The organism is Cobetia sp. UIB-001 (genome assembly GCF_044789135.1).
Classification (GTDB): Bacteria; Pseudomonadota; Gammaproteobacteria; order Pseudomonadales; family Halomonadaceae; genus Cobetia; species Cobetia amphilecti.
In genome coordinates this window covers 1-10,679 of the sequence record NZ_CP058245.1, presented here as the reverse complement: position 1 = coordinate 10,679, position 10,679 = coordinate 1, and the positions used below count along the sequence as shown (strand labels likewise).

At 52.0% G+C, this 10,679-nt stretch carries 11 protein-coding genes; 5 read left to right on the top strand and 6 right to left on the bottom strand.

What is annotated here, in order from left to right; translation table 11 throughout:
* Positions 1-385 precede the first annotated feature (385 nt).
* Together HA399_RS17395 and HA399_RS17390 are read left to right on the top strand one after the other, a co-directional pair.
* A complete protein-coding gene (locus HA399_RS17395; protein WP_404327004.1) occupies positions 386-976 on the top strand; it encodes a TetR/AcrR family transcriptional regulator in 591 nt (196 codons plus the stop codon).
* Positions 973-1,929 (top strand): DMT family transporter, encoded by a 957-nt coding sequence (locus tag HA399_RS17390; RefSeq protein WP_404327003.1) that lies wholly within the window; start codon positions 973-975, stop codon positions 1,927-1,929. The genes HA399_RS17395 and HA399_RS17390 overlap by 4 nt, the downstream gene beginning before the upstream one ends.
* Before the next feature lie 582 nt (positions 1,930-2,511).
* Here HA399_RS17390 and HA399_RS17385 read toward each other — a convergent pair.
* The 3 genes from HA399_RS17385 to HA399_RS17375 all read right to left on the bottom strand — a co-directional run bounded on the left by HA399_RS17385 (position 2,512) and on the right by HA399_RS17375 (position 5,627).
* Positions 2,512-2,994, bottom strand: a complete 483-nt coding sequence (locus HA399_RS17385; RefSeq protein WP_404327002.1) for a hypothetical protein — start codon at positions 2,992-2,994, stop codon at positions 2,512-2,514.
* 2 nt (positions 2,995-2,996) lie between these two features.
* A complete protein-coding gene (locus tag HA399_RS17380; protein WP_404327001.1) occupies positions 2,997-3,866 on the bottom strand; it encodes a replication initiation protein in 870 nt (289 codons plus the stop codon).
* A gap of 801 nt (positions 3,867-4,667) precedes the next feature.
* Positions 4,668-5,627: an integrase domain-containing protein gene (locus HA399_RS17375; RefSeq protein ID WP_404327010.1), complete on the bottom strand. Its 960-nt coding sequence runs from the start codon at positions 5,625-5,627 to the stop codon at positions 4,668-4,670.
* A gap of 1,163 nt (positions 5,628-6,790) precedes the next feature.
* Between HA399_RS17375 and HA399_RS17370 the strand changes: the two genes are divergently transcribed.
* Positions 6,791-7,255: a hypothetical protein gene (locus HA399_RS17370; RefSeq protein WP_404327009.1), complete on the top strand. Its 465-nt coding sequence runs from the start codon at positions 6,791-6,793 to the stop codon at positions 7,253-7,255.
* 297 nt (positions 7,256-7,552) lie between these two features.
* Here the strand turns inward: HA399_RS17370 and HA399_RS17365 are convergent, their stop codons facing one another.
* From HA399_RS17365 to HA399_RS17355, 3 genes are all read right to left on the bottom strand, one after another.
* A complete protein-coding gene (locus HA399_RS17365; RefSeq protein WP_024951933.1) occupies positions 7,553-7,819 on the bottom strand; it encodes a type II toxin-antitoxin system RelE/ParE family toxin in 267 nt (88 codons plus the stop codon).
* Positions 7,803-8,027: a DUF6290 family protein gene (locus HA399_RS17360; RefSeq protein WP_404327008.1), complete on the bottom strand. Its 225-nt coding sequence runs from the start codon at positions 8,025-8,027 to the stop codon at positions 7,803-7,805. Before HA399_RS17360 ends, HA399_RS17365 begins: the two co-directional genes overlap by 17 nt.
* Positions 8,028-8,468: 441 nt before the next feature.
* Positions 8,469-8,747 carry a hypothetical protein gene (locus HA399_RS17355; protein ID WP_404327007.1) on the bottom strand — a complete coding sequence of 93 codons (279 nt, stop codon included), beginning with the start codon at positions 8,745-8,747 and terminating at the stop codon, positions 8,469-8,471.
* 523 nt (positions 8,748-9,270) lie between these two features.
* Between HA399_RS17355 and HA399_RS17350 the strand changes: the two genes are divergently transcribed.
* On the top strand, positions 9,271-9,588 hold the full coding sequence (locus HA399_RS17350; RefSeq protein ID WP_404327006.1) for a hypothetical protein: 318 nt from the start codon (positions 9,271-9,273) through the stop codon (positions 9,586-9,588).
* A 48-nt stretch (positions 9,589-9,636) separates the two neighbouring features.
* Complete coding sequence (locus HA399_RS17345) at positions 9,637-10,608, top strand: hypothetical protein (protein ID WP_404327005.1); 972 nt, start codon at positions 9,637-9,639, stop codon at positions 10,606-10,608.
* Positions 10,609-10,679 lie beyond the last annotated feature (71 nt).

Here is a 10,679-nt window from a genome sequence, read left to right as displayed (position 1 = left end):
CAATCAGGAAAAAAATGGCATACCACCACGTTATTGCGAGGATCGGACAAAACGATGAATATCGTGTCCTGTTTGCTGATCTCTCGCACACCGATTTAAAAAAGTATTTTATCGTGCCATACGAACAAGACACTATGTTCTTTTGGGTATTCGGAATAAATGGTTGATGGGGCGCCCCTTCCCGCCAATCTCGTAACCTCTCAGATGGTTGGTAGATCGACGCCTAAGCCGCTCAGCCGCTTAGCCGCTTAGCCGCTTAGCCGCTTAGGCGATCGAGAGCCTGCCTCCAGTAAGTAACAACTTCACTGTCTCAAATATGCTTGACACTCCCATATATGTAGGTAGCCTGGTCTACCTACATATATGGGAATATCGAGGCTTCAGCATGACTACATCTCCCAGCCAAGCGCCCAAGAGCGCCCATGACCGTCTGCTCGATGCGGCTTCAACGCTGTTCTACAGCGATGGCATCACGGCAACGGGCATCGACACCATCGTGAAGCGGGCGGGGGTTGCTAAGAAAAGCCTCTACAACAACTTTTCTTCGAAGGCCGATCTAGTGGCCTCCTATCTAGAGGCGCGCCATGCGGAATGGCTCATGTTGTATGAAACTCGTCTACGCCAAGCCACTAGCCCTCACGACAGGGTGATGGCGGTGTTCCTGGCCTATGAGGACCATGCTGAGCACGCCTATGAACGCGGCTTTCGCGGCTGTGGGCTACTGAATGCTGCGGCTGAGCTACCTGCCGGAGATGCGGGCAGGGCAGTGGTCAGAGGCCACAAAGAGCAAGTGGAGGCGCTGCTGGCTCATCATGTCAGCGACATGCTTGGCGATAATCCGCAGCGAGCCGCCCAACTGGCACATCATCTCGCCTTCCTGCTCGAAGGTGCCATGGCGCGCGCTGGCTTGGAAGGGCGCAGCGACTGTCTTCGTCAGGCGCGTGGCATGGCGGCTGCCATGCTGGAGGCGTTATGAACCGGACGACCCACGAGCGCCTGCTGGGCATCACCGCAGTCCTTATTGCCGCCATCCTGTGGGGAACCACCGGTACTGCGGCGACCTTTGCCCCGGACGTCAGCGCCGTGGCGATCGGTGCCGTGGCCATGGGCGGCGGTGGCCTGATGCAGGCAGCTCTCTCTGCCGGGGGGATCCGCCGCCATGCCAGCCTGCTGCGAGCGCAGTGGAAGTACCTGCTGCTGGGCGCCGTCGCCGTGGCGATCTATCCGCTGGCGTTCTATGCCTCGATGCGCCTGGCCGGGGTCACCATCGGTACGGTGGTCTCCATTGGCTCAGCGCCCCTGCTATCGGCGCTGATTGAGTATCACTTGGATGGACTTCGGCTTACTCGCCGCTGGATGGCCGGCGCCGGGCTAGGGCTAGCCGGCATGGTGTTGCTGTGTCTGGCCGAAGGAAGCGGCCATGTGCCGACCGGAACGGCATCGGGCGTGATCCCTGGTGTGCTGTTGGGGCTGTTGGCCGGCCTTACCTATGCCCTGTATTCATGGACGGCGCGCCGCCTCATGCAGCGTGGCATCGCTCCCCGGGCCGCCATGGGGGCCACCTTCGGGTTGGGTGGCCTGATGCTGATGCCGGTGCTCATTGTCACGGGAGCCCCACTGCTGGCCTCATGGGGAAATGCCACGGTAGGGCTCTACATGGCTCTGGTGCCGATGTTCCTGGGTTATCTCTGCTTCGGGCACGGCCTGGCGCGTATTCCTGCCAGCACCGCCACGACGATCACCCTGTTCGAGCCTGTGGTGGCGGCGGGCCTGGCCGTGGTCATCGTCGGCGAGCGTCTGCCGGTGTTGGGCTGGGCCGGCATTGTGCTGATTCTAGCTTGCCTAGTCTGTATCAGTTCCCCTGTTAAGGTGACCAAACAGCAGTCGAAATGCTCAGTATCAAATAGACGCGTATCCGGCTCAGGTTGAAGATGATGTTTATATCAACCAGTTAATCCGGATACCCGTTCTTTTCTGGCAGTGATTTGATTACACCTAGCAGTCTTCGTTCTGTGCAAGTCGTGCAAACAGAATGCACTGAACAAGAAGAGCGGGAGCGCATTAATAACGAAAGCCTTACGCAAATTGACAAGTTTAACCGCGAGTCCAATGGATTGGTATTCATAGGCATAGGTTCTGGCTACAATCCAGAGGATATTGCCGAAGCTGGCGAAAATATAACTCATTCGGTCATCAAGGGCCCACCTGGTTTTCGCGCACAAAAGTGGAGCATGCCTGTACATGTGCTTGTATGGGGGAGCGGCATCGTTGCTACCGTGATCGCAGCGCGCATAATTAAATGGCTGGGGTGGGGGTGAATGTCCCGATCACTACGATGCAGGCCCTGCGTGACTCCGATGAAACGTCCGGGCAGGACCGCTTTGTATCTGCTGACAGTCGTTGAGAATAACGACTGTCAGACTATTGTATAATACGGTAGTTTAACATATCAGGTCATCTGATAAATCTGAGAAAGTGGACAGTCAAAGTGCTTGTATGAGGAGGTCAATTTTAGTCTTCCAACTTATAATATATTTCTTCAATAGATTGAGCCACAATATTAAGATGAGAAAAAGCTGCAATGCATAAATGCAAAAAATGATCATAAGGCATATCCGTAAACTCATCTATTCCTCTAATAGAGATACTGTACTCCATAGTAGGATGTTCAGTATCATTTATATGATCAATGGTCCATCGCTGATAGGAATGCACTTCAATTTGACCTCTATGAGTAACAAGATTGCGAGCATTACCAAAAAATCTATCTAAATTATCTCCTTTTTCCTGCCACAATTTTATAGCATTTGTTAGTCTTATGTTTTTTTTGTCGTCTTTTATAACTTTGAATAGTTCTTCTCTTATCGCGTAGAATGCATTTAAATAGCCTTGTGTATTATACCAAACCATGGATTCAAAGCGATGTTCCTGGATAGATCGCTCTACAAGTCTTAATGAATAGTTAACTTTCATTTTTATCTTGCTTAAAGGCATCTCTAATCCTTATTTTTTTTGATTGAGTCAAGTGCTCTTATGGCGGCATCCTGCCAACTATCACCTGGCTGAGCATATTTTTCTATAACATTATTCGGTATTCCAAACATAGTCGTATTATCCTCTCTATGAGGCTTTGTTGTTTGTAATCCTCTTTTCTTAACTTTATTCTCATCTTTTGTTTTTTCTTCGAAGTTAAATCTAAAAATAAAATGAGTTATTCTACGTCCTGTCTTTTTTTGTTCCCAAGTAACTTGCATAGGGCTATGTTTGTTAATTTGATCTACAGATGGATCGATCACCCATTTTTTGAAATCTTTGATAGATGCATACTTACCTTCCATTTGTAGAATGTCTCTAAGCCATGCAACATTTATTTCACGAATTCCTACGTTTCGCCATTGGGCTAGAAGTTCAAAGAGACGAACAGCATAGATGCTAGTCATTCCGGCAACATCTTTTAATGAATAGTAAGTAAATTGCTCTGTAATTTGTGTCAGGTAAGGTAAAATATCTTTATTAAATCTAATATCAACCCGGCCTTCATTTTTTTTGTAACGAATAGTTTGAACCCATCCTGTAACTAGTGTCTCAGGATGTACTCCATCTCCATTCGGTCGTTCAGTTAGCCACACTTCTCTACGTTTTAATTTTAATGCGGCTTTCGATAATTGTTCATAAGCAGACTTAGATGTACTTCCTGTCACTTCTGCTAAATCTTTAGCATATACGCTATACATGACCTCATCTGTAATAGGCTGATCTCTACGAACCTGGCTAGTACATGCCAACATGATGCGTTGCTCCATCATGCTCATTCGGTATGAAGCTTGTACCAATGCATTGCTCTTATAGATTTTAGGTGCATTCACCGATATGACCTCTTTATAGGAGACTGTAACTAACTCCCCTTTTACCCCAATTTTCTCCCTTTTTAAACCCCAATTCTCTCCCCCTTTGACCCCAATTCTCTCCCCCTTTGACCCCAATTCTCTCCCCCTTTTCTCTTTATTTCCTTTTTAAATCAATAGCTTATGCTTAACTAAAAGGAACAAAGGGTAAAAGGAACAGAAAAGAGCGCGATGCGCTCACCTACCCTCCGCTTCGCTCCGCCCGGCCTTCGGCCGCCTGAAATTGCCTGCGCCACAGGCGCAGAAAGGATGCCATCGAGGGGCTGCGCCCCTGGGCATCCTGCGAAAAGGCTGATCGCTAAAGAAATCCGGCCACAGCGGTCGCCAACCTGATCCAACGCGGGAACATAGGCGCTACGCGCCGGGTTATTCAGTCATCAGGCGCTTATGGCCTCTTAGGAGGCCGACCTCCGCGCCCTGCGGGACGCAGCTCTCCCTTAGGATTGAGCCAAGGCCCACGCAAGTGAGGTTCCCAGTCCTCGTAAACCCCTGTCACTAGTAGGATCCATCGGCAAGTGCGCCAGTAGTCATAGGCCGTCGCAGGGGAGATATCCCCCAAACCATCTTTCATTACCCAGCGTATGTGCTTGGCTTTCCACTGACGGGGATGCTTCACACCGAAACGCTCATGAATCAACTTCTGAATTCGCACCATCCGGCGACCATGAGCCCGGACCCCCCGTTGCTTTCGCGGATCGCACTTCAACAGGTTTTCCAGCATGTTGCCGTCGACCTGAATTGGGGTGCCGTTTGCGTAGAACATCATTTGCGACCTCCTAGGTACGCCACAGTGACATCGAGGCGGTTATGTCCAAGTTCCTGGCTGATCAGTCGACGTGCCAACTGATCCTGAGATTTGTCGGGTGAGAGTGAGCCGCTGACGGCAGGTGCAGGGTGGCCTGTAATCACCGCATAGCGGGTACAGGCGTACGCGGCCCGGGCGTCGTGGAAGCCACTGAGACCATGCGCTTTCAGGATGGGACGAGCACGATTGAGCTCGCCTTGCCGAGCTGTCGCCAGATCCGCATAGCGCTCCTCAAGTGCCAGTAGATTTCGGCTTCCTTCTGGACGTACTGAGCGTGCATAGGCCAGAGCAGCCCGCTGAGGCTCACTGACGGCGATTAAGCGCTGTGCCGACCTTCCGCCCTTGGTTCCCTCTTGCACGTTTACAGTGCCCTTTCTGGACGCCTCACGATGCCATCGCTCCAGGTCCGCCTTGATCGCTTCTTCACGGCGAACCCCGAACGCGGCAGCCAGCTGCAGGACGGCAGACGCGCGGGGTAAGCCTGCGGCCTCCAGAGCTCGGCAAGTCTGCGTGACCTTGTCGGTGTCCAACGCTGTCGGGGCTGTCTGTCGCACATTGCTGCGCTTCCCGGCGTACTGCGACGGGGACACCCGCACTGTGTGATCGCCGCGCAGGGCCAGAAAGGTCGTATTGGCGCTGCTCAGAAGATTCTGGGCCGTCGAGACGGCGATATCTCCCGACATCACCTGTGTCTGAAGGTGTTCGGCATAGCGTTCCAGCAGTGCCTGGTTGGGTGTCGTGGCGAGATCCTTCACACCATTGTCCTTGGCCCACTGGGCAAACTGGCCCCAGCGGTCCGAATGCGTGGCCACTGTCGAGTAGTGGCCTCGGCCATAGAGGCTCACCAGGGCCTGATGCCCGGCGTAGGCCATTTGCTTTCCATAGCCGTAGTTACGTTTCGATGCGTATTTGCCCATCACGAAGCCTCCTGCGTCGTGGTGATAGGGAGTGTCGAAGTCGCTTCCCGGTGTCCTGCCAAGACGTTCGGTAAGTGTTAAACCGCTTTTGGGCGCGGTCAGACCTGGGAAGCGTGTCGTCTCGTGACATGGCCGCCGGAATCGTCCGGAAATTTTGTGTGCGCATCCGATCGCGACACTCAGTGAGTGGGCAGGGGATCGTGGTGGGAGGTGGCAGCTCCTACGGTCAAGGCGCGCTCATTGCTGACGACACAGGGCAAGGTCATGCCTACCAGCCAGGTAGGTGGCGCGAACGCCGGACAGCGCGATATGCAGGTGTCAGCAATGAGTTTTGGTGCAGGGTTTGGTGACGCTCGAACCCGCGGGGGCATTGAGCCCCCGCGGGTTCGCGGGCGCCTGACGGCGTCCGTCTCTGTGCGGTGCACAGAGACGGACACGCCGCTACCTGCACGTTTCGTGAACGCCTCAATGGCTGCTCTCGAGGTCGCCGGAGCGAGTCTCGTGCCAGAGGGCAGTAGCCGGGCGTTCGATTATTGGTCAGCCGGACTCGTCGCCGCATGCACGTGAGGCAGTGCCAGGAGTTGCCGCTCTACGCCGATGACTGTGGCGATGAAAAGTAGAGACGCAACGCGCTAGCACTGAGCACACGGGCGTGTGACAGCAAGGCCGGAGCCACTTTTTTGGGAGTTTTGGCGCAAGATCGTGAGTTTAGGTGCAGAATTCGGACTCACTCTGAATTCAAGACGCACCTTCCCCTCAATCGCCGTCTGAGCTTTCAAACGCGATTTGGCTGGACCCTGAATGTGCTTGCCATCAGGGCTCGTAGCCAGTGTGGGGCTTACGCCACCTGGCGGTGACTGGATCTTGCTAGTAGCGGTAGAAGATATCTCTAGGCTACTGATTTATAAGTGCTATTACGGACTTCATTATGTGCCAGGCGGGTACACATTCGTTGGAGACATGCGCTTTCCTGGTCTTGTTTCAGAGGTAGACCCGTGGCTACACAAATGACCGTTTTTCTACGGGACGGTCGGGCACCTATGCCGCTATGCGGACATCTCTGAGACTAGCACGGCTTTTCATGCAGAACAGCTGATTTGCGATCGGAGGAGGCCGGACCCATTCTGTCGGGCAAACGACACATCAACCCTACAGGGTTCGACATGCCAGAATTGACGATTGGCCGTATGGCAAAACTTTACGGATTGCATCGCTCTACGCTCTACGAAGCCATATCCAGAGGCCGCATCACGGCTGGTCTGAATGGTCATGGACAGCGTGTGCTCGACTTGGCAGAAATGATCCGGGTTTATGGCGAAGCTCCGACAACGCCCGACACTGCTTCGACAACTGGTGCCAAAGGGCTTTCCGACACCCCGACAGCATCGTCGGAAAGCACAGAGGAATTGGTGGGGCTTGTGAAGGAGCTGCTGGCCGTCACGCGCCGGCAGGCGGAGAAGATTGAAGCGCTGGAGCAGCATATGCGCCAACTCCCCCTGATGGGATCAGAAGCTGACGAAGACCAGCCGCAGGTAACGTCCAAGCCGCCGACGTCCTCTCAGGTTCACGACAAGCATCCTTTCGCGAGGGAAATGGCAGCTTTGAAAGCGCGGAAACACGAGGAGTAACCTGAGAGGAAGAGGTGGGCAAGGCAAGAGCAGGTATCGAACGAGTGCCCCGAAGCTGGATGAACGACGTCATTCCCACTATTTCCCAGCAACCATGCGGGCTGCAGCGTAGGTCGTGAGGCCTGGCTCTTTCATGAGATGGCCGGAAATGCCGGTTTATGGCTACAAAACCAGGAAAAGGCGAGTCTATCTATCTTGATGGACGGAATCGTTGCTTTTCACGTCATTCCCACTATTTGCATTAAAAACAAGTGGTTATGGGAGGTTTGGTGCCGCCCTAGACCCTAGATGTCGCCATCAGCGATAGATATCGCGCCGATGGCCGATCCGGACGACAAGCACGCAGACTCGATCATCTTCGATCTGGGCGATAAGGCGATAATCACCGACACGGTAGCGCCATAGCTCACCCAGCTGTCCCTGGAGAGGCTTTCCCAGCTGCCTTGGATCCTCGAGTGGCTGGATGCGCTCCCGCAGGTAGTCACGAATACGCTTGGCCTCGGCATGGCCGATCTTCTTGAGCTGCTTGTGTGCGGCTCCGGTCAACTCAATTTGCCAAGCCAAGGTCCTGCTCCACGTCGTCCAGAGAGTGCGTGGTTTCTTCCCCACGGCGTAGCTGCTCGAGTGTCTGTTCCGCGAGATAGATGTCTTCCAGATCCTCCAGGTGCTCGAGGATAGCCTCACGAGCGTAGTAGGTCTTGGTGCGGCCAGTGGCCTTGGCCAGTGCCTCGAGACGTTCCTCGATGTCATTAGGTAGTCGAATTGCCAGCATGAATAAGCTCTCCTGAGTATTGCTATACGTGTATAGCATACTGCTGACGACACGACTCATCCAGCTATATAGCCGATCACAGAAGCCAAGCGAGTGAACCGGTGCTGAGGGCATCGTAAAGCGGGTTACCGAGGCTGGTGCTGCAGCCCTTACCTGGAAGGAATTCGCACGTGCGAAATCGGCAGTCTAGAAGCTTCGCACGGCAGTAGTGCCCGGCGGAAAGGCTATAGGAGTAGATGCGAGGGCATCTCCTGGTCGGTCTGATCAGAGCTTAGCGCCTGGTCCGAATTCCGGGGACCACTTCACCTGAGCGTCCCTGTGGGCCTCGTGGTGGGCTTTTACTTCGGGGGCGGTATGGCAGAAGGGGTCATCGAGAAATTCGCTCAGAAGCGCAAATTGGAGTCATGACACGAAGAAGCCACCCAATTGGGTGGCTTTCTTTTATCTAAAGGCGTGGGCGTCCACGAGTACGTCCATGAAGTCCACGAATACCGTTCTGTCATCCAAGCAGGTAGGTGGGAGTCCAAATACTGAGACGATCACGCCTGACGGACATTGCGGTGACATACCGGTCAGCTCAACAGTATCAAGCAGGTTTACTTCCTCAAACCCTTCACGCTGCGTGGCCACGGCATCAAACAGATCGCCCAATAATTTACGACAATCATCCCTGCTACTGTGCTTTATGGCGTAGGCCACTTGGTTCGTAAGTTCTTGCATCCCTACATCCTTGTCTTATAGGTATTCGGTGTACAGCTCAGGATACTTCATGTAGTGGCACAGTAGTGACCGGTGCCGAGGGCATCGTAAAGCGGGTGAGGCGATGATCCGGCGGTCGGAGACCGGTAGTGATCGCTGCCGAGGGCATCGTAAAGCGGGTGAGGCGATGATCCGGCGGTCGGAGACCGGTAGTGATCGCTGCCGAGGGCATCGTAAAGCGGGTGAGGCGATGATCCGGCGGTCGGAGACCGGTAGTGATCGCTGCCGAGGGCATCGTAAAGCGGGTGAAGCGCCGAGCCTCCATTAGCCCCATCGCATTTGCGCGACACAGCCCCGGCTTACCGGTCTCAAAACGCCGAAAATCATGATTACGCGCCTTATCGTGAGTCCCGTTTTCTCCACTTCCAATGTATAGTTCTCACCGACAAATTGTATTAATCATCAATGGCTAAACAGTTCATATTATAAGCTCATACAAATTTGGAATGAAATGAATTTAAAAAAATGTAAAGATTGCGAAAATATGATTAGTAAATATGCGGAGTCATGTCCAAAATGTGGTGCGCCAAATAAAAAACCATCATCGTTTAAAGAGTTAGATGATGAGTCAAAAGAAATAACGAAAGATTTGCACTGGGCAATTAGATTTCCCTTGAGAGTTATACTGACATTGTTCTCTTTGACTTTTTCAGTATCGATAGTATTACTGATACCCTATTTTATAGGGAGTTTTATTTTTTATTTTGACAAAAATTTTGAGAAATTACCTAGTGGGATCATAGGTATTGCCATTCATATGACAGAGCCTTATAAAGAGTTATATCAAACTATATTTGGATGATTTTTGATATGACAAATACGCGTGCACACAAGAGACTGGAAAATATCAATGTCATCTTCTGATAATTACAGACTCGGGCCTCTTCCTTGGAGTGATGAGGTCCTTGTTGCAGCGGCTTGGGAAAACCCACTCAAGGCTCAAGAGTGGGTCGACGAGCATCCGGGACGCACCTTTGTTGCGGGATTAGAGTCACTTAATGCGGTACTTCGAATATTCGAACGGAGTACAGAAAAATTTGGCAAGCTTTTGGCGCATTTCCACGAAGAAGCACATAGCGGGGATCTATTTCGCCGAAACCGACGATCTGACCTAGAGGCGTATGAAGACCAATTTCAAGAGCTTCTCTACGTCTTTGTGTCTTCTGCGATGACACTGGTCGACCAAACGCGGGCGCTAAGTCAAAAGGTCATCCTTCCCGAGTATGATGTTCGTGTAAGTGAGATTTTTGCTAAAAACCCAAGGCACCGGTTTATTCAGGAGTTACGCGTAGACGTTATACATATTACTCTGCATCGTCCTGAGTGGCAGTTAGCAGCTGGAAGGAATGAAGAACTGTCATCAAGTCTTATGCTTTGGAAAAAGCAACTAACCAGACTATCTAAGTACAAAGTGGAAGCCAGACAGTTCGTAGACGATCATCCTAATGGAATTGACCTCGGGGCTCTTGTTGTAGATTACTCTAGGGAAGTTTGCACTTTTCACAAATGGCTGCGACGTGCTATTGAAATCGAGGTGGGAGGGCAAATTAACGATTACTTGCGCTATTTGAAGCGGGTCAAAGCCGTTAGTTCGCATTCGTTCTGGAACTTTATTTTCCAGCAGGTTATTATTGCCAGTAAGCGAGATCCTTATAAATATTTAGATCAATATTTAACCGACGAAGAGTTAAATGAGGTGAATATTCTACCATTTCGGAGCCGGCAGCAAATAGACCGAATTATAAAGCTCGTAGATGAGTATGAAGCCTGTGACGACAAACTTCGCCAGACGATCTACAAAGCGTTCGGTGCCTTGGAGTAGTGGTTGATATTCAAAATCTCATGCACCCGATCGCTGCATTTCTTTCGCGTCTGGCAATAAGTACCTACTGG

Coding starts and splice junctions, on each gene's coding strand:
- HA399_RS17395 (WP_404327004.1), top strand. CDS start 386: ATGACTACATCTCCCAGCCAAGCGCCCAAGAGCGCCCATGACCGTCTG.
- HA399_RS17375 (WP_404327010.1), bottom strand. CDS start 5,627: ATGGGCAAATACGCATCGAAACGTAACTACGGCTATGGAAAGCAAATG.
- HA399_RS17385 (WP_404327002.1), bottom strand. CDS start 2,994: ATGCCTTTAAGCAAGATAAAAATGAAAGTTAACTATTCATTAAGACTT.
- HA399_RS17390 (WP_404327003.1), top strand. CDS start 973: ATGAACCGGACGACCCACGAGCGCCTGCTGGGCATCACCGCAGTCCTT.
- HA399_RS17360 (WP_404327008.1), bottom strand. CDS start 8,027: ATGCTGGCAATTCGACTACCTAATGACATCGAGGAACGTCTCGAGGCA.
- HA399_RS17355 (WP_404327007.1), bottom strand. CDS start 8,747: ATGCAAGAACTTACGAACCAAGTGGCCTACGCCATAAAGCACAGTAGC.
- HA399_RS17350 (WP_404327006.1), top strand. CDS start 9,271: ATGATTAGTAAATATGCGGAGTCATGTCCAAAATGTGGTGCGCCAAAT.
- HA399_RS17370 (WP_404327009.1), top strand. CDS start 6,791: ATGCCAGAATTGACGATTGGCCGTATGGCAAAACTTTACGGATTGCAT.
- HA399_RS17345 (WP_404327005.1), top strand. CDS start 9,637: ATGTCATCTTCTGATAATTACAGACTCGGGCCTCTTCCTTGGAGTGAT.